This window comes from Methyloligella sp. GL2 (genome assembly GCF_013341275.1).
Lineage (GTDB): Bacteria > Pseudomonadota > Alphaproteobacteria > Rhizobiales > Methyloligellaceae > Methyloligella.
The window spans coordinates 1,461,298-1,480,186 of the sequence record NZ_CP054476.1 but is presented as its reverse complement, the minus strand read 5'-3'; the positions used below and the strand labels follow the sequence as shown (position 1 = coordinate 1,480,186).

Here is an 18,889-nt window from a genome sequence, read left to right as displayed (position 1 = left end):
CTGAGCCTGCCGCCTATACGCCCCAGGCTCCGTGTTTCTCCTCATGGTGAGGGCGCGCGAAGCGCGTGTCTCGAACCATGCAGGCCCAAAACTAGCAGCAACTGGAGTCGGACCCCGCGACCGCCACCCCCTCGGCAAACGGCATCTGCGTGCCGCAGCCCTCGAAAATCCCATAATGGGTGGCGAAATCGCCGATAAATTCGAAGAATGGCGCGAACCGGCTCTGTTTCAGCATGTGCCAGGTGTTGCCGCAGACCGGAAACACCTTGCCCCGCTCGATCGCATGATGGGCATCGAGCACGAAGCGGTCCGGCTGCTCGGCCACCCCGCCCCGATAGATCACCGCCTGGCCGTAATCCTCGCAAGAGGCCTCAAGATCCTGGATCTTGAAAAGCCGGTAAGTGGCTGAAAAGAATCGCGCATTGCCGAGCTTGGCGGCAATCGCGGGATCCTCGATCTCCAGCGGACGGCTGTCGACCAGCCGCGGATCAGCGAAGCCGGCGCCCTTGGCGATTCCCAGAAAATCGCCCCAATAGAGCGCCCCGCCGAGGCACTCGCCGTAAAGCAGCGGATCGTTCCGCACCGTTTTCGGAAGCCGCCGATCGCAATAGACATCGGCGAAATAGAGCTCCCCGCCGGGCTTCAGGAGATCGAAGGCCCCCTTGAGCACCGCCGGCTTGTCGGTGGAGAGATTGATCACGCAATTGGAGACGATGACGTCGAAGCTTTGAGGCGGAAGCCCCAGCGCGCCGAGCTCTTCGATATAGCCTTTGCGGAAGCCGATATTCGGCGCATCGAAGCCGAATTTCGCGGTGTGCCAATCGATATGGGCATTGGCGACGGCCAGCTGCTCGTCGGTCATATCGATACCAACCACCGCGCCCGACGGGCCGACAAGCTGGGCGATGAGATAGCAGTCGCGCCCCGACCCCGAGCCGAGATCCAGCACCCGCGCCCCATCCAGCGCCGCCGGCACGGTGACGCCGCAGCCGTAATATTTCTCCGTCACCTCCGGATGGATGTTCGAGAGCAGCGGCCGCAAGACGGCCGGCACCCCTGCCCCGTCGCAGCAGGCCGAGGTCTTCAGATCGCCGGAGGATTGCAGGGTCTTGCCGTAATAATCCTGCACCGCCTCATGCTTCATGGCTTGGCTCCCTATAGTTCGGCGAGGCGGCATCGCCACGCCTTGCCACCGTCATACCGGCGAAAGCCGGTATCCAACTAGGTTTTCGCCTGAGGCTGGATTCCGGCTGTTGCCGGAACGACGGAAGAATTGATCCCCGAACCATAGCAGCGGCGCCATCGCGAACCTGCACACATCTGCGTGAGGATGAGAAAGCAGGCGAAGCAGACGGCCCATCCTTCGAGGGCAGCCTGGCGGCAGCCGCCTCAGGATGACGCCGTGCAACACGCCGCTCCCCTCTCCATCGTCATGCCCGGCCATGACGGACGAATGAAACGGCACGGCCAGACTCCCTCTCCCCTCGGGGGAGAGGGTTGGGGTGAGGGGGCGCCGACCTATCGAAGTCCCCCCCCCCCCCCCCCCCCCCTCCCCCCCCCCCCCCCCCCCCCCCCCCCCGGGGCCCCCCCCCCCCCCCCTCCGGGGGGGGGGGGGGGGGGGGGGGGGGGGGGGCGGGCGCCGACCTATCGAAGTCCCCCCCCCTCACCCGGTCCTTAAGACCGACCTCTCCCCACCGGGGAGAGGTGACCGCGACTCACTCGGCGTCCGCACCGCCGCGGAAGCCCGTCGCCAGCACATACATCTCTGAGGAATCCTGCCGGCTCGCCTTCGGCTTCACATGGCGCACCTTGTCGAAATCCTTGGAAAGCAGCGCCACCAGCTCCTGCCCCGCCCCGCCTTGCAGCACTTTGGCCAGAAACGCCCCGCCCGGCTCCAGGATGCGCCGGGCGATATCGTAGGCCGCCTCGACCAGGCCGATAATGCGCAAATGGTCGGTCTGCTTGTGTCCGATGGACGGCGCCGCCATATCTGAGAGGACGAGACCGGCTTTCGCGCCCTCCATCGCCTCGATCAGCATGGCGTCGGCTTCCGGACTTTCGATATCGAGCTGCAGACTGACGACACCGGCCAGCGGCTCGAATTCGTTGATATCGGCGGCGATCACCTTGCCCGCGCCATCGAGCGCATGCACCCGCTCCGCCGCGATCTGGCTCCAGCCGCCGGGCGCGGCGCCAAGATCGACGACCGCCATGCCCGGCTTGAGCAGATGGTACTTGTCGTCGATCTCGAGGAGCTTGAAAGCGGCGCGCGAGCGATAGCCCAGGCGCTTCGCCTCGGCGACATAAGGATCGTTCAGCTGGCGCTGCAGCCAGCGTGTGGAGGCGGTTTTGCGGCCCTTGGCGGTCTTCACCTTGACCGAAAGCCGCCGGCTGCCGCCGCTTGCCGCGCGCCCGGATTTGCCTGGTTTTGCCATTGTGATTGCTCTGAATTATGAAGCCGGCGACGTGGCCGGCCCGCATGAAAGGCCCCAACGGCGCCCATATCTGATCTCATAACCCTGCCATATGCCCCGCTATTTCGTCACCCTCATCGTCGCCGTCGCCCTGTTCATGGAAACCATGGACTCCACGGTGATCGCCACCTCGCTGCCGGCCATCGCCGCCGATCTGCATGAGGACCCGATCGCCCTGAAGCTGGCGCTGACCTCTTATCTGCTGTCGCTGGCGGTGTTCATTCCGCTGAGCGGCTGGATGGCGGACCGCTATGGCGCCCGCACCGTGTTCCGCTGGGCCATCGTGGTGTTCACCGTCGGCTCGGCGCTGTGCGGCTTTGCCGACAATCTCGGCCAATTCGTTGCCTTCCGCGTGCTGCAGGGGATCGGCGGGGCGATGATGGTGCCGGTCGGGCGGCTGGTGATTCTGCGTTCGGTGCCGAAGAAGGATCTGATCTCGGCCCTCGCCTGGCTGACCATCCCGGCGCTGATGGGGCCGGTGCTCGGCCCCCCGCTCGGCGGCTTCATCACCACCTTCCTCGACTGGCGCTGGATCTTCTGGATCAACATCCCCATCGGCATTTTGGGATTCATCCTGGCGACCAACTTCATCCACAACATTAAGGAAGAGACGGTTCCGCCCTTGGATTTGAAGGGTTTTGTGCTTTCGGGCATCGGCCTTTCGGGACTTGCCTTCGGCTTCACCACCATCGGCCAGGATCTGCTGCCGACCAGCCTTGCCGCCGGCATGCTGATCGGCGGCGGCTTCGTCTGCTGGCTCTATGTCCGCCATGCCCGCCGCGTGCCGAATCCGATTCTCGATCTGGATCTGCTGAAGGTGAAAACCTTCTATGCGAGCGTGGTCGGCGGCTTCATCTACCGCATCGGTATCGGCGCCGGCCCCTTCCTGCTGCCGCTGCTGTTCCAGGTCGGCTTCGGCATGAGCGCATTTCAATCCGGCATGCTGACCTTCGCCGGGGCCATCGGCGCCATCACCATGAAGACCGCAGCAAAGCCGATCCTGCATCGCTTCGGCTTCCGGCGCATCCTGGTGGTGAACGCGGTGCTCTCAAGCTGCTTTATCGCGGCCGCCGCCTTCTTCACCGAGCTGACACCGCATATCGTCATCATTTTGGTGCTGCTCGCCGGCGGCTTCTTCCGCTCGCTGCAATTCACCTCCATCAACTCCCTGGCCTATGCCGATCTCGACACCAAGGCGATGAGCCGGGCGACGAGCTTTGCCTCGGTGCTGCAGCAGCTCTCCATCTCCGCCGGCGTCGCGGTGGCCGCGTTGGTGCTGGAGGCCGAGCGCTGGGGACGCGGCAGCCACGCCGTGACGGCGGAGGATTTCGCCCTGCCCTTCCTGGTGGTAGCGGCGATTTCGGTCAGCTCGCTTCTGGTGTTCCGCAAACTGCCCGACGAGGCCGGCAGCAGCCTGTCGCGCCGCGGCATCGAGCTCGGCGCCACGCCGGAAGAGAGCACCACGCCGGTTCGCTAGGCGTCCGGCAATCTCGCGCTTGGACGATGCGTGTTTTAAGAGCTGGAGCGCCGCTGCTTGCCCGAGGAGCCCTTGCGCCGGCTGCGGCGCCGGCGGCGGGAATACCCCTCATGCCCATCCTCGGCCATCAAGGTGGTGAGAATACCTTCGCGCAAGCCCCGGTCGGCCACCCGCACCCGCTCGCACGGCCACATACGGAACATCGCTTCCAGAATTGCGCAGCCGGCCAGCACCAGATCGGCCCGCTCCTGGCCGATGCAAGGCTGCGCCACGCGCTCCGCATAACTCATGGCGCTGAGGTCGTTGGAGACCTGTAGCGCATCGTCCGCCGTCAGCCAGCAGCCGTCGACCCGCCGCCGCTCGTAATAGGGAAGCTTCAAATGCACCCCGGCGATGGTGGTCACCGTGCCGGAGGTGCCGAGGAAATGGGTATGGGCGCCTTTCGTGCGCTCGGCGAAGCGGTGGGTCTCCTCGAAGGGCTGCAAAGCCGCCGTCACATCGGCGATCATCGCCTCATAGCTCTCCGGCGAGACGTCCCGCCCGCCATGGCGCTCGGCCAGATTCACCACCCCGATGGGCAGCGAGGTCCAGGCCGACATGCAGTCTTGCACCACGATGCGGTCGGACAGCGTGCCGCGCCAAGGCCGGCGGAAACGGGACAGATCGAGCCAGATCAGCTCCGAGCTGCCCCCGCCGATATCGAAGATCAGCGCCCAATCGCTGCTCGGATCGATCAGCGAGGCACAGCCCGAGACGGCCAGCTTGGCTTCCGTCTCCTGGTTCACGATCTCGATGGAAAGCCCGGTCTCCCGGTAGATCCGCTCCAGGAACTCCTCGCGATTGGCGGCGATGCGGCAAGCCTCGGTGGCGATCAGCCGCGAGCGGGACACCCCGCGCCGGCTCATCTTCTCGGCACAGATCTTCAGCGCATCGACGGTGCGCTCGATGGCCGACTCCGACAGACGCCCCGCCCCCAGCAAGCCTTCGCCGAGGCGGATGATCCGCGAAAACGCATCGATAACGAAAAAGCCGCGCCGCGAGGGGCGCGCCACCAGAAGCCGGCAATTATTGGTGCCAAGATCGAGCGCGCCATAAATGGCGGGCGCAGACTGGCGAGGGCGTACGCCCTTTTTCGTCGCCCCATTGGCTGCCTGCACCAAGCCGTCCGCAATTGCGGGCGCAGGCGGCTGTGGCGGTAATGCCGAAGCTTCGCCTGTTACGCCGTCATTGCTTCCGTCCCGCGCGCCTACGAAGTCGCGCGGCGCCATAGCAGCCGTGCGGGCATCACCGCTCGGCCCTGTCACGGTCTTTAACCTCAATGCCCAAAAAGCCGCCCAAATCTCCATCCTCGGATGGGCTGCACGAGGGTCCAATTATTTAATGTACCAAGCGAATTGACCCGGCGAAAGCCGCTTTTCCGGCGTGGAAAACCGCGTCCGCTGAGGGATTTTTCTTACGATCGAACGATATTTGGCGCCAAAGCTAGGCTTTTGGCTTGCGCCTGCGGTCCCAGATTTGGTGCTCCAGCACCGCCCGAACCCGCTCCGAGGCCGGAATCTCTTCCAGCTGCGCGGTGAACTCTTTATGCGATTCGACCGCTTCTTCCGAGGCAACGCCATGCAGCAGATGCGATCGCCAAACGAGCAGGCGCTTCCAGCCCCGCGCATCGCCCCCGGAAACCGGCGGGGAGACGCCGGCGGCAACCAGACGCCGCATGATCGCCTGCGCAGCCTCCTGTTCCTCGTAGCCGGCCTTCACCAGAAGATCGATAATCGCAGCGACCCGCCCCAGCAACGCATCGGAGGGCGGCGCGCCTTTGCGGCGATTCTTTTCCGGCGCCGTGACCTTGTTATCCCTGGCCACGTCGCGCAGCTCTTCCAGCGGGCGCAGGTCTTCCTTCGACAGCCCGCTGGCAAGCAGATGCTCGATCACCACCGAAAGGCATTTTGCGCCCAGCACCGTCGCGGACTCATCCGGCCCCTTGGTGTCGCGCAAAGCCTGCAGCGCCGCCTCCAAACGCGTCATATCGTTGGGCAGCCTGTCGCGGACGGCTTGTTCGCTTGCGGCGGTCAGAAGACGCTCCTGTGGTCACGATCCGGCGCTTATTTTGCGCCTTCGGGCCGCAAAATTACCCGCACAATCCGAAAATTACGTAAAGGAATTGCCGCTTAGCCGCTGGAGAGGCTTGCAAAACCTGCGCGGCAGCGGGTAGAAGGGCCTGCACCATCGGAACCGAGGGGCGCGGCCCCTTGTTTTCGGGGCCAAAGCAATCCCATCTAATGGATCTCGATGGGGGATCGTCTAATGGTAGGACAGCGGACTCTGACTCCGCCAGTCTAGGTTCGAATCCTAGTCCCCCAGCCATTCCTCGCTATCAACTAGCCGGCCGAGCTCTAAGGACGAAAAGCCAATGAGCGATTGTGAGGCGGTGCCATGCTTCTGACCACGCGTCGCCGGATCTTAGGGCTGATGGCTGCCGCTGCAGGCACCCAGCTCTTGCGCCCCGTCCCAGGCTTTGCCCAGGATTCGGGCCAGACCCAAAATCAAAGCCAAGATCAAAACCAAGCGCCCAATCCGGACGATTTCGACGATAGCGATTTCGGCGACGAGAGTGCCGACGCGCCGTCCGGCCCGCCCGATTGCTACACCACCAAGGATTTCGGCGAGTGGACCGGGCTTGCCACCAGCACGGTGGCGGCCGCCCGCATTCCGGAAGTCAAATACACCACCAAATGCGACCTGCTCTGGATCGGCTGCGAGGTCAACGACAATTACGATTCGCGGCTTTCCCTGTTCGGCGATCCCGACATGGTGCCCTTGCCGAAGGACATGCTGATCAAGGACAGCAACACGATCACCGTGCGGAACGCCAAGGGCGACGTGCTGATGGAGAAGAAGCTTTGCGGCGTCTGCAACCAGATCGAAGCCGACACCGCCAATGTGATCATGCCCACGGCCTTCGGCGTTTTCCTGCGCTCGGAGAAGAGCTTACAGCTCACCTTGAAGATCGGAGATAAGCAGACCTGCGGCTTCAATCTCGATCTGGAGCCGATGCGCCAGGCGTTGAGCTGGGCGCAAGGCGAACGCGAACGGCTTCTCGCCGATGCCGAGGCCGGCAAATGCGAAGAGCCGGCGGTGGGCTGCTTCATGACCACGGCCTGCTGTTCCCTGCTCGGCCTTCCCGACGATTGCTTCGAGCTGCGCACCCTTCGCCGCTACCGCGATACTTACCTGGCCAAGGCACCCGGCGGCCCGGAAGCCATCGCCCGCTATTACCGGCTGGCGCCGCAAATTCTCCACGCCCTCGAAGGCGAGAGACACGATGCTCGGCTGCTCAAGCTCTACTGGCTGGATATCCTTCCCAGCGCCATCGCCGCGAAGCTTGGCCTCAACCGCCTCGCCTATCGCCGCTATAGCGCCATGATGGATCGGCTGAATCGGGAGCTGCTTACGGTGCCCAGTATCTAACGCAATCCTGGATCGGGCGTTTTCGCGCTTTGCGTGCATATGCGTCCCACCCTTGCCGCATTCAGGACCAGATCGCGCCCCACTCCCCCGCTAGTCTCCGCCCCTCGACCGCAAGGGTAGTATTTTGTCGAAGCCCTCAGGGGCTTAAGGGAGGCGGCAATGAGCGGATCCTTTACTTCTGGCGCAAATATTTCGTCCCCGCGCACCGGTTCCGGACAGGCGGTCCGGCACAATGTGGTGCCATTCCAGCGCGCCGGCGGCAGCGTGATACAGGCCGCCAACGAGACCGGAGAGCGCACCGAAGTTTTCCCGGACTCTTCGCCGGAGAACGCCTTCTCCGCCCAGCTTGAGCAAATGCTGGCCGAGATGGACCGCGGTTTTCGCGAGACCTTTCCGGAAGCGGCGAATGACAGCGTGAGGCCGGCGCACGCGCCGGTAGCCGCCGCGCCCGAGGAAGAGGCCGACCCGTTGGAGCTGCCCTCCCTGCCCAAGCCGAGCGAGATGTCGCTGAAAGCGCTGCTGGGGGATTTCGAGCGGCGTCAGAAAGAGGCGACGATCCTGTTCATCGCAGGCATTGCCGGCATGGCGATGCTGACCGTGACGGCCTTCATCGTCCTCGCCAGCCTGAGCTAGCCGGGGGCACTGCCCCGGCTAAAAGCTTAAAACGCGCTGTCTTTCTAAAATCCGCTAGATGATGCCGCGGCGGCGGAGCTCCGTGAGCAGCTTCTCGGCCGCTTCGTCCGCCGAAGCCTCGGCGGTCCGCATGGCATATTCCGGATTTTCCGGCTGCTCGTATTCGGAATCCACGCCGGTGAAGTTGGAGATCAGCCCGGCCCGCGCCTTCTTGTAGAGGCCCTTCGGATCGCGCTCCTCGCACACGGCCAAAGGCGTATCGACGAACACTTCCAGGAACTCCCCATCGTCGAACAGCTCACGCGCCATGCGGCGCTCGGAGCGGAACGGCGAGATGAAGGAGACCATGACGATCACGCCGGCTTCCACGAACAGCTTGGCGGTCTCCGCCACGCGGCGGATATTCTCCACCCGATCGGCGTCGGAGAAGCCGAGATCCTTATTCAGCCCGTGGCGGACATTGTCGCCGTCCAGCACGTAAGTATGCCGGCCCATGGCGTGCAGCCGCTTCTCCATCATATTGGCGATGGTCGACTTGCCCGAGCCGGACAGACCGGTGAACCAAAGCACGCAGGGCTTCTGCCCCTTCAGGCCGGAACGCGCCACCTTGTCGATGGAGAGCTCCTGCCACTGCACATTGGTGGCGCGGCGCAGACCGAACTCGATCATGCCGGCCGCGACCGTCGTGTTGTTGAGACGGTCGATCAGCAGGAAGCTGCCGGTCTCCGGAATATCGGCATAAGGGTCGAACACCAGCGGCCGGCCGGTGGCGATGTTGCAGCTGCCGACCTCGTTCATATCCAGCGTCTTGCCGGCGACGTGATCGAGATTGTCGACATTCAGCTTGTATTTCAGGCTGCTGATGGTGGCGGTGGTCTCCTGAGTGCCGCATTTGATGGCGTAGGAGCGGCCCGGCAGCATCGGCTCTTCCTCGAACCAGATCACCCGCGCGGCGATCTGATCGGCGACGGCCGGCGCCTCGTCCACCTTGGAGATGATGTCGCCGCGGCTTGCATCCACCTCTTCGGCGAAGACCAGGGTCACGGCGTCGCCGGCCTCGGCCTCTTCCAGATCGCCGTCGGCGGTGACGATGCGCGCCACATGCACCCGCTTGCCCGAGGGGTTGATCACCACCTCCTCGCCCGGACGGATGGTGCCGCCGGCAATGGACCCCGAATAGCCGCGGAAATCCAGATGCGGCCGGTTCACCCATTGCACTGTGAAACGGAACGGCTCGGTCCGGGCGGCGCGGTCGACACGCACCGTCTCCAGATGGCCGAGCAGCGTCGGGCCGTGATACCAGCGCATATGGTTGCTCGGCTCCATGACATTGTCGCCCTTCAGCGCCGAAACCGGGATGAAGGTGATGTCCTCGAAGCCGAGCGAGCCGGCGAAATTGGTGAAATCCTCGACGATGGCCTGGAACTTGGCCTCGTCGTAATCGATCAGATCCATCTTGTTGACGGCGACCGCCACCTTGCGGATGCCGAGCAGCGAGCAGATGCAGGCATGGCGCCGCGTCTGGTTCAGAACGCCGTTCCGCGCATCCACCAACAGCACCGCGAAATCGCAGTTGGAAGCACCGGTGGCCATATTGCGGGTGTACTGCACATGGCCCGGCGTATCGGCGACGATGAACTTCCGCCGCGGCGTGGAGAAATAGCGATAGGCGACATCGATGGTGATGCCCTGCTCGCGCTCCGCCTGCAGACCGTCCACCAGCAAGGAGAGATCGATCTCCCCGCCGCTTCCGGCGCGGCCATGGGTGCTGTCGCGTTCGGCGCCCTTGAGCTGGTCCTCGTAGACCTGCGCGGCATCGAACAGCAGGCGCCCGATCAGCGTGCTCTTGCCGTCATCGACGCTGCCGCAGGTGAGAAACCGCAAGAGGCCGCGCTCTTCCTCGGCGGCGAGGCGCGCATTGAGACGGGCTTCGGCGTCGTCTTTATCGGAACCGACAACTTGAAGATGCGCCATTAGAAATAACCCTCTTGCTTCTTCTTCTCCATCGAGCCGGACTGGTCGTGATCGATGATGCGGCCCTGGCGCTCCGAGGAGCGCGCCCCGACCAGCTCCTCGATCACCTCGGGCAGCGTCGTGGCATCGGATTCCACCGCCCCGGTGAGCGGATAGCAGCCAAGCGTACGGAAGCGGATCTTGCGCATTTGCGGCGTCTCGCCCGGCTCCAGCGGCAGCCGGTCGTCATCGACCATGATCAGCATGCCGTCGCGCTCCACCACGGGCCGCTCCTTGGCGAAATAGAGCGGCACCACGGGGATGTCTTCCAGGTAGATGTAGGTCCAGACGTCGAGCTCGGTCCAGTTGGAGAGCGGGAAGACGCGCATGCTCTCCCCCGGCGCCAGATGGTTGTTGGCCAGCCGCCACAGCTCCGGACGCTGGCGCTTCGGATCCCAGTTATGCGAGGCGTTGCGGAACGAGTAGATGCGCTCCTTGGCGCGCGACTTCTCCTCGTCGCGGCGCGCCCCGCCGAACGCGGCGTCGTAGCCGCCGGCGCTCAAGGCCTGCTTCAGCGCCTGGGTCTTCATGATGTCGGTATAGAGCGCGCTGCCATGGGTGATCGGCGAGATCGCGTCGCGCACGCCCTGCTCGTTGGTATAGACCTTGAGATTCAGGTTGAGACGTTCAACTTCCGCATCGCGGAAAGCGATCATCTCCTTGAATTTCCAGGTGGTATCGATGTGGAGAAGCGGAAAGGGCGGCTTACTCGGATAAAATGCCTTCATCGCCAGATGAAGCATCACGGCAGAATCCTTGCCGATCGAGTAAAGCATCACGGGGTTGTCGAACTCTGCGGCGACCTCCCGCATGATGTGGATGCTTTCGGCTTCGAGCTGTCGAAGATAGGTCGAAAGCGTTTGCTTCATACTGCCCCCTTACAAATCTCAACTCATACGCGCGGAAACGTCGTGTATAGCCCAACTGCTCCGCTTATGGGCAGAAAATGGGGCCAAAACCAGACAGTTCAGCGACGCGTTTCTTCGGATTTCTCGTTATCGCCCGTGCTGCGCGCGGCATCTTTCCCAACAAAACTGCCGCGTCTTACCCCATTTCCTTGCCGATTGGCACCGTTTCCTTTGGATCTTTCCGGTGCAGCGTCCGTCTCAGCCGGAGATACCCCGGCCGCATTGGCTTCAACCGCAAGACGCTTCTGATAGCGGTAGACGCTGACCGGGATCAAGGCCAGATAGAGCACCGAGCCGACGGCAAGCGTGATCGCCGGATAGGTCAAGAGCGAAGCCACGAACAGCGCCGAAAACACGAAGAGCGGCGGCACGTATTCGCGCTGGATACGCCAGCCGATGGCCTTGCCGGAGAAGGTCGGCACCCGGCTCACCATCAAAAGCGCGACCACGATGGTGTAGACCAACACCAGCGGCGTCAGCTCCGGCAGATGCAGGCCGAGATTCTGGGCATAGAGCGGCAGGAGCAGGATGATCGCCCCCGCCGGCGCCGGCACCCCGACGAAATAGCTGCTCTTCCAGGCCGGCTGATCGGTATTGTCCAGAGCGGCGTTGAACCGGGCCAGGCGCAAAGCAACGCAGACCGCGAAGACCAGCACCGCGATCCAGCCGGTGCCGCCCAGATCGCCCAGCGACCAGCTATAGACGATGATCGCCGGCGCAACACCGAAATTGACGAAATCGGCCAGGCTGTCCAGCTCTGCTCCAAAGCGCGAGGAGGCTTTCAGCAGCCGCGCCAGGCGCCCGTCGATGCCATCGAGAAAGGCAGCGAAAACCAGGGCCGCAACGGCCATCTCCCAGCGCGCCTCGATGGCCATGCGGATAGCGGTCATCCCGGCGCAAAGCCCGAGCAGGGTGAACAGATTGGGCACCAGCACGCGGATCGGAACCTGACCGCGCGGGAAGACCCGCTGCAGCGACTTGCGGTCTCCGCGGTCCGGGTCGAATGGGGGAAACATCGAAATGGTGGTTTCCTCGCGTTTTGCTGCCGGAAGCTAGCTGGTACGCACCGGACGGGTGCCTTCGTTGCTCAGAAGATCGGCCAGCACCGTCTCGCCGGCGATGGCCCGCATGCCCGGCGCCACAAGCGCCCGGCCCTCCTCCGGCAAATAGACGTCGATACGGCTGCCGAAGCGGATCAGGCCGAGGCGGTCGCCCGCCTCCACGCTATTCCCCTCCTCCACGAAAGTCACGATACGGCGCGCCACCAGCCCGGCGATCATCACCACGCCGTAATGCGCCCCGTCTGCGGTCTCGATCACCAGCGCCCGGCGCTCGTTCTCCTCGCTCGCCTTGTCCAGCTCCGCATTGAGAAAGCGCCCCGGCACATAGACGCTGCGGGTGATGCGCCCGCCGACGGGCGCGCGCGCGATATGCACGTCGAAGATCGACAGGAACACCGAGATGCGGGTCACCGGCTTGTCGCCCAGCGCCAGCTCCGGCGGCGGCACCACATCCTCCACCCCGACGACCTTGCCGTCTGCCGAGCTCACCACCAGACCTTTGCGGATCGGCGTCACCCGGTCGGGATCGCGGAAGAAGTAAGCGCACCACATGGTGGCGATCACCCCCAGCCAGCCGAGCACGCTGGAGATGAAGAACAAGATCAGCGTGGCCAGCGCGAAGGCGAAAACGAATTTATGCCCGTCGCGATGGATGGGGACGAAGATCCCCGCCACGGTCTCTAAAAGGCTGTGCCGGTCATTCATGATGCGTGTTGTTTCCTAAGCCTCACGAAGACGCAAGGATTTCGTCTTCGTCGCGGATATCGTCGTCATATTCGGCGCTCTCCTCGGAGCCTTCGGGACGCGCCTCCTCGCGCGCCTCGTCGCCTTCCGCCGCCGCCCGCTCGCGCTCTTCGTCCGCCTCGCGCTGGCGCTGCCACAGACCGGCATAGAGCCCGCCCTTCTGCATCAGCTCCAGATGGGTTCCGCGCTCGGCGATAACGCCATGATCCATAACCAGAATTTCGTCGGCATGGACGACGGTGGAGAGCCGGTGCGCGATCACCAGCGTGGTCCGGTCGCGGGCCACCCGCTCCAGCGCATCCTGGATCTCCTTCTCCGTATGGCTGTCCAGCGCCGAGGTCGCCTCGTCCAGCATCAGGATCGGCGGCGCCTTCAAAATCGTCCGCGCGATGGCCACGCGCTGCTTCTCGCCGCCGGAAAGCTTCAAGCCCCGCTCGCCGACCAGCGAATCGTAACCGTCCGGCAGCGCGCTGATGAAGCCGTCGATCTGGGCGAGCTCGGCGGCTTTGCGCACCTCCGCGAAGCTGGCATCGGGCCGTCCGTAGCGGATGTTGTATTCGATGGTGTCGTTGAACAGCACCGTGTCCTGCGGAACCATGCCGATCGCCTGGCGCAGGCTCGCTTGCGTCACATCGGCGATATTCTGCCCATCGATCAGGATGGCGCCAGCGCTGACGTCGTAGAAGCGAAACAAAAGCCGCGACAGGGTCGACTTGCCCGCCCCCGTCGGCCCGACGATGGCAACCATCTTGCCGGCCGGCACTTCGAAGCTGAGATCCTTCAGGATCGGCCGGTTCGCCTCATAGGCGAAGAACACATGCTCGAATTTGATGTCGCCATGGCTCACCACCAGCGGCTTGGCGTCGGGCTTGTCCACCACCTCGGCCGGCTGGCCCAGCAGCGCAAACATGGTCTCGATATCGATCAGCCCCTGTTTGATCTCGCGATAGACCATGCCCATGAAGTTCAGCGGCATATAGAGCTGCAGCAGGATGGCGTTGATCATCACGAAATCGCCGACCGTGAGGTTGCCGGCCGCGATATCCCGCGCCGCCATCCCCATGCAGATCACCATGCCGAGGGTGAAGATGATCGCCTGGCCGCTATTCAACACCCCGAGCGAGGTGAAGGTGCGGATCGCCGCCCGCTCGTAGCGGGCCATGGAGGCGTCGAAGCGCTTGGCCTCCAGCTCCTCATTGCCGAAATACTTCACCGTCTCGTAGTTGAGCAGGCTGTCGACCGCCTTGGAGTTCGCCTCGGTGTCGAACTCATTCATGTCGCGGCGGATCAGCATCCGCCGCTCGCTGGCCCAGAAGGTGTACCAGACATAGAGAGCGACCGTGGCGAACACGACCACCACATAGAGCCAGCCGAAATAATATCCGACCATGGCGCCGATCAGCAGCAGCTCCACCGCGGTCGGGATCGAGTTCAGCATCGCCATGCGGACGATGGTCTCGATGCCCTTCACGCCGCGCTCGATCACCCGGCTCAAGCCGCCGGTGCGCCGCTCCAGATGGAAGCGCAAGGAGAGCTGGTGCAGATGGCAGAAGGTGCGGTAGGCGAGCTGGCGCACCGCATTTTGCGAGACATTGGTGAACAGCACGTCCCGCACCTGCGAGAACACCACCATGAAGATGCGGGACATGCCATAGGCGACCACCAGCATGATCGGCACGATGGCAACGTCGAAACCCGAGAAGAACGCCGTCTCCTGAGCGCTCTGCTCGCCGGAGAGGAAATCAACCACCGTCTTATAGGCGAGCGGCGCGGCCAGGGTGATTAGCTTGGCCAGAACCAGAGCGATGAAGGCCAGCACCACGCGGATCTTCAGATCCGGCCGGTCCTTGGGCCAGACATAGGGCATCAGCGCATGCAGCACGGCCCATTGGCCGGCGCGGGCGGAAAGCAGCCTATCGCTTTTGGTTTGCGGGAGACGGTCTCGCATCAACTCCACATAACAATTTGGCAGATCGGGGCAAAAGCCGGCACAGGCGAAAAGGGGCAGCGCCGCCGCTGCCCCTTTTTCTAAGCCGTGTGGTCTGTCCCTTCATATAGGGCGGAGAGGCCCGGACCGCCAAGATCCCGGCGGACAACCAGGCCGTTTTCCACCGCGTCAAATCGCGTTTTCGGCGCCCTACTGCTCCCGGATCTGAAATTCCTGATCCGGGTAGATCAGATTGGGATTGCGGATCTGCCCACGATTATCCTTGAAAATCATGGTGTAACGCCAGCCGCCTCCGAAATACTGCTCGGCAATCGCCCACAGGGTATCGCCGCGGCGGACGGTGTAGACGCTCGGCCCGTGATGGCCGGCATCGCCCTGCCCCGCCGGGCTTGCTTGGCCGGCTTCCGGCATCTCGGCGGCCGCCATCCTGCCCGACGCTTCGCCGCCTGACGGTGCGCTCTCGCCGGTGCCGACCGCAGCCCCGGCCTGAGCGGTCTCTTGCGCCTTGCGCTGCGCCTCGGCTTCCGCCGCCAGCTGCTCGGTATCCATGCGGCGCATCTGCACCGCGGTGCGGCCGAGGATGATGTCGTTGTCGAGATCGACCAGATCGGCGCGGATGAAGTGATTTCCGGCGGGCAGATAGCGGTCCGCCTCGACGGTCCACTTGCCTTGCGCATCGCTCTGCGTCTCGCCCACCAGCTGCTCGTCGAGATAGAGCAGAATTTTGATGGAGGGCTTGGCCTCGCCGCTGACGAAGAGCTTGCCGTTGCTGGGGCCGGCATCTTCGTAATCGACGGTCTTGATCTGGATCGGCCGTTCGGGAAGCTTCTGTGGCGCTTCGTCCGGCGTGGTTGCCGCCACCTGGTTCTCTTCCATCGCCTGGGAGGCCGCATCCGAAGCGCTCTCTTCCTCCTCACTCGGCTTGCCGTCCGGCCACATCACCGGCTCCGGCTGCTTGGAGGTAGCGGACTGGGACGGTTCGGCAGCCGCCATCTCCGTCTCGCCCGGCGCTGCTTCGCCTTCGGAGGAAACCGTCTCCTCACCCGCCGTCGCGCTCGAATCCACCCGTTGCGCCGTGGACATCGCCTGCGATTCAGGCTCGCCGGACGCGCTTCCCTCCGGCTGGTCCTCTTGCAGGATCTTGGTCGCCTTGCCCGGCTCCGACAGGGCAACCACAGCCTCATCATTCTCTCCCTCGCCCATGGCGACGAGCACCGATTGCTGCGAACTCATGCCGGAGGTGCCGTCGGGCGAGGTGGCAAGCAGGCCAAGGCTATGATCGCCGCGCGGCAGCGGCTCATCCAGCACGATGGTCCATTGCCCGGCATCGTCGGCGGTGGTCTCGCCGATCTTCTCGCCGTCGCTCTGCACCTCGATCTTCCAGCCGGGCGAGGCACGACCGGCCATCACCGCATCGCCCGTCCGCTCCACACGCACGACATCGAAGCTCGGCACTTGCTGCGGGGCGGATTCAGCCTCTTCTTCGCCGGACGGCGCAGCCTGCTCGCTCTTGGCAGTCTCCTCGACGGGCTCTTCGCCGCTTTCGGCACCCGCCTCAGGCTCGGACGCGCGCTCCTCCGGCTGCGGCGCTTCTGCGGTCTCCTGGCTGGATTCCGCGGCCGGCGGCGCAGACGCCTGCTGCCTGTCTTGTCCCTCTTCGTAGAGGCGATAGCCGACGACGGCGATGAAGAGAAAAAACGCCACCGTTACGACGATGCCGACGATCTTGTTGCCCATTTCTTGAACCTCTGACGTAACTCCCTGAGTTTTCTTATAAAACCGGAGCTTCGGCAATCCGGCTTCAGGCGTATTAATTAACTTTACCGGAACGACTTACCAAACGCCATCAAACCGATTGGGACCGAAAGCCCAGTTGACGGAATCGGCGGGCGAATGCCAGATGGCGGCCATGGTTGAGGTATCACCGATTCAGCGCGTCTGCGTCTATTGCGGATCCGGGGCGGGCGAAAATCCGGCCTATGCCGTCGCCGCGCGCCAGCTCGGCACCATTCTCGCCGATAACGGCATCGGCCTGGTCTATGGCGGCGGCTGTATCGGCCTGATGGGCGAAGTCGCCCGCGCGGTGCTGGAAGCCGGCGGCCATGTCACCGGCATCATCCCGGGCTTTCTCACCGAACGCGAGATCATGCTGAAGGACGTGCAGGATCTCATCGTGGTCGAGGGCATGCACGAGAGAAAGCACCTGATGTTCGACAAGTCGGACGCTTTCGTGGCCCTGCCTGGCGGCATCGGCACGCTGGAGGAGCTGGTCGAGCAGCTCACCTGGGCCCAGCTCGGCCGCCACGAGAAGCCTGTCGTGCTGGCCAATATCGAAGGCTTCTGGGACCCGCTGCTCCGCCTCTTCGCCCATATGCAGGAGAACAGCTTCATCCGCCGCGACGCGGCGCTGAAGCTGGCGGTGATCGATCAGGTTCAGGATATCCTTCCCGCCATCGAAAAGCACATGCGTCCCCGCGCCGAAGAGGCCGAAGCGGAAGCCATCGACATCAAATTTTGAGTCTCGGCCGAGGCGCTTAGCACTGCGGGCGAACGCGATTAGTGAACGCTCGCGCCGTCCCGCAGCAGCTTGTAATTGATGGAATCGAGCAGCGCCTCGAACGAGGCATCGACGATGTTCGGCGAGACCCCGACCGTGAACCAGCGGTTGCCCCGGTCGTCGCGGCTCTCGATCAGCACCCGCGTGGTGGCATCGGTGCCGCCAGTCAGAACCCGCACCTTATAGTCGGCCAGGGTCAGATCGGAGATCAGGCTCTGATACGGGCCGAGATCCTTGCGCAAGGCATTGTCCAGCGCATGCACCGGGCCGGTCCCCTCGCCGACCGAAGCGATCAGCGCGCCATCGACCCGCACCTTGACCGTCGCCTCCGAGACGGTGACCAGATTGCCCAGCGCGTTGTGGCGCCGCTCCACCATCACCCGGAAACTCTCCACGTCGAAGTAGTGCGGCACGTTGCCGAGGAAGCGCCGGGCCAGCAGCTCGAAGGAGGCATCCGCCGCCTCATAGGCATAACCCGCCGCCTCGCGCCGCTTCACCTCGTCGAGCAGCTCGGTGACCCGCGGATCGTCCTTCGGCGCGGCAAGACCGATGCGCTCCAGCTCGGCCAGGATGTTGGAACGCCCGCCCTGATCGGAGACCAAGAGACGGCGCTGATTGCCCACCGCTGCCGGCGGCACATGCTCGTAGGTCTTCGGGTCCTTCTGCACGGCGGAGACATGGATGCCGCCCTTATGGGCGAAGGCCGCCTCGCCGACATAGGGCGCGTGGCGGTCCGGCGCCTGGTTCAGCACCTCGTCCAGCACGCGGGAGACATGGGTCAGGCTGCGCAGCTTCTCAGCCGTGATGCCGGTCTCGAACCGGTCGGCGAAGCCCGGCTTCAACATCAAAGTCGGGATGATCGAAGTGAGATTGGCATTGCCGCAGCGCTCGCCGAGCCCGTTCAGCGTGCCCTGGATCTGGCGCGCCCCGGCTCGCACCGCGGCGAGCGAATTGGCGACGCCGTTATCGGTGTCGTTATGGGCATGGATGCCGAGATGGGCGCCGGGGATCTCTTTGGCCACCGCCGCGACGATCTCCTCCACCTCCTCCGGCAGCGTGCCGCCATTGGTGTCGCACAACACCACCCAGCGCGCGCCGGCCTCAAACGCCACCTTGGCGCAGGACAGCGCATAATCCGGGTTGGCCTTATAGCCGTCGAAGAAATGCTCCGCGTCGAACAAGGCTTCCTTGCCGCTTGCCACGACAGCGGCGACGGAATCGGCGATCGCCTGGCGGTTCTCTTCCAGGCTCAGGCCGAGCGCCACCTCGACATGGAAATCCCACGACTTGCCCACCAGGCACACCGCGCCGCTCTTGGCCGATGTCAGCACCGCCTGAAAGCCCGGATCGTTGGAGAGCGAGCGCCCGGCCCGCTTGGTCATGCCGAAAGCGGTCAGCGTCGCATGGCCAAGCTCGGGCCCTTCGGCGAACATCTTGGTGTCGGTCGGATTGGCGCCGGGATAGCCGGCCTCGACATAATCGACGCCGAGCGCATCCAGCTCGGCCGCAATCAGCGCCTTATCCTCGAAGGAGAAATCGACCCCTTGGGTCTGGGCGCCGTCGCGCAGCGTCGTGTCGTAGAGATAGAGCCGTTCTTTTTGCATTG

15 protein-coding genes and 1 tRNA gene are annotated in these 18,889 nt (G+C 64.1%); 5 read left to right on the top strand and 11 right to left on the bottom strand.

Translation table 11 applies throughout. The features are described from left to right. Positions 1-91: 91 nt before the first annotated feature. On the bottom strand, positions 92-1,144 hold the full coding sequence (locus HT051_RS06950; protein ID WP_174541363.1) for a methyltransferase domain-containing protein: 1,053 nt from the start codon (positions 1,142-1,144) through the stop codon (positions 92-94). A gap of 571 nt (positions 1,145-1,715) precedes the next feature. Next, positions 1,716-2,435, bottom strand: a complete 720-nt coding sequence (locus HT051_RS06940) for an RlmE family RNA methyltransferase (RefSeq protein ID WP_174541362.1) — start codon at positions 2,433-2,435, stop codon at positions 1,716-1,718. Between the two features lie 91 nt (positions 2,436-2,526). Between HT051_RS06940 and HT051_RS06935 the strand changes: the two genes are divergently transcribed. Continuing rightward, positions 2,527-3,951: a DHA2 family efflux MFS transporter permease subunit gene (locus tag HT051_RS06935; protein ID WP_174541361.1), complete on the top strand. Its 1,425-nt coding sequence runs from the start codon at positions 2,527-2,529 to the stop codon at positions 3,949-3,951. Positions 3,952-3,986: 35 nt separating this feature from the next. Here HT051_RS06935 and HT051_RS06930 read toward each other — a convergent pair whose 3' ends face one another. Together HT051_RS06930 and HT051_RS06925 are read right to left on the bottom strand one after the other, a co-directional pair. After that, on the bottom strand, positions 3,987-5,108 hold the full coding sequence (locus HT051_RS06930; protein WP_246810208.1) for a Ppx/GppA phosphatase family protein: 1,122 nt from the start codon (positions 5,106-5,108) through the stop codon (positions 3,987-3,989). Between the two features lie 325 nt (positions 5,109-5,433). Further along, positions 5,434-5,976, bottom strand: a complete 543-nt coding sequence (locus tag HT051_RS06925) for a hypothetical protein (protein WP_174541360.1) — start codon at positions 5,974-5,976, stop codon at positions 5,434-5,436. Positions 5,977-6,241: 265 nt separating this feature from the next. Here HT051_RS06925 and HT051_RS06920 point away from each other — a divergent pair. The 3 genes from HT051_RS06920 (at position 6,242) to HT051_RS06910 (ending at position 8,052) form a co-directional block, all read left to right on the top strand. Beyond that, a tRNA-Gln gene (locus tag HT051_RS06920) sits at positions 6,242-6,315 on the top strand. 69 nt (positions 6,316-6,384) lie between these two features. Further along, positions 6,385-7,419: a CFI-box-CTERM domain-containing protein gene (locus tag HT051_RS06915; RefSeq protein WP_174541359.1), complete on the top strand. Its 1,035-nt coding sequence runs from the start codon at positions 6,385-6,387 to the stop codon at positions 7,417-7,419. Positions 7,420-7,578: 159 nt separating this feature from the next. Further along, a complete protein-coding gene (locus HT051_RS06910) occupies positions 7,579-8,052 on the top strand; it encodes a hypothetical protein (protein ID WP_174541358.1) in 474 nt (157 codons plus the stop codon). 54 nt (positions 8,053-8,106) lie between these two features. On the opposite strand, the gene cysN is transcribed toward HT051_RS06910, so the two are convergent. The 6 genes from cysN to HT051_RS06880 all read right to left on the bottom strand — a co-directional run bounded on the left by cysN (position 8,107) and on the right by HT051_RS06880 (position 16,463). Beyond that, positions 8,107-10,026: a sulfate adenylyltransferase subunit CysN gene (cysN, locus tag HT051_RS06905; protein ID WP_174541357.1), complete on the bottom strand. Its 1,920-nt coding sequence runs from the start codon at positions 10,024-10,026 to the stop codon at positions 8,107-8,109. Further along, positions 10,026-10,934: a sulfate adenylyltransferase subunit CysD gene (gene cysD / locus HT051_RS06900; protein WP_174541356.1), complete on the bottom strand. Its 909-nt coding sequence runs from the start codon at positions 10,932-10,934 to the stop codon at positions 10,026-10,028. Before cysD ends, cysN begins: the two co-directional genes overlap by 1 nt. A 98-nt stretch (positions 10,935-11,032) precedes the next feature. Then, positions 11,033-11,989, bottom strand: a complete 957-nt coding sequence (pssA, locus tag HT051_RS06895; protein WP_174541355.1) for a CDP-diacylglycerol--serine O-phosphatidyltransferase — start codon at positions 11,987-11,989, stop codon at positions 11,033-11,035. A 36-nt stretch (positions 11,990-12,025) separates the two neighbouring features. Further along, the gene (locus tag HT051_RS06890; protein ID WP_174541354.1) at positions 12,026-12,739 is read right to left on the bottom strand and encodes a phosphatidylserine decarboxylase; all 714 of its coding nucleotides are present in this window, start codon (positions 12,737-12,739) and stop codon (positions 12,026-12,028) included. Between the two features lie 22 nt (positions 12,740-12,761). After that, positions 12,762-14,726: an ABC transporter ATP-binding protein/permease gene (locus HT051_RS06885; protein ID WP_174541353.1), complete on the bottom strand. Its 1,965-nt coding sequence runs from the start codon at positions 14,724-14,726 to the stop codon at positions 12,762-12,764. A gap of 189 nt (positions 14,727-14,915) precedes the next feature. After that, complete coding sequence (locus tag HT051_RS06880; RefSeq protein WP_174541352.1) at positions 14,916-16,463, bottom strand: LysM peptidoglycan-binding domain-containing protein; 1,548 nt, start codon at positions 16,461-16,463, stop codon at positions 14,916-14,918. Between the two features lie 172 nt (positions 16,464-16,635). Here HT051_RS06880 and HT051_RS06875 point away from each other — a divergent pair, with 172 nt between their 5' ends. Continuing rightward, positions 16,636-17,244 carry a TIGR00730 family Rossman fold protein gene (locus tag HT051_RS06875; protein ID WP_246810207.1) on the top strand — a complete coding sequence of 203 codons (609 nt, stop codon included), beginning with the start codon at positions 16,636-16,638 and terminating at the stop codon, positions 17,242-17,244. A 38-nt stretch (positions 17,245-17,282) separates the two neighbouring features. Here HT051_RS06875 and cimA read toward each other — a convergent pair whose 3' ends face one another. Beyond that, the gene (cimA, locus tag HT051_RS06870) at positions 17,283-18,887 is read right to left on the bottom strand and encodes a citramalate synthase (protein ID WP_174541350.1); all 1,605 of its coding nucleotides are present in this window, start codon (positions 18,885-18,887) and stop codon (positions 17,283-17,285) included. Between the last annotated feature and the right edge of the window lie 2 nt (positions 18,888-18,889).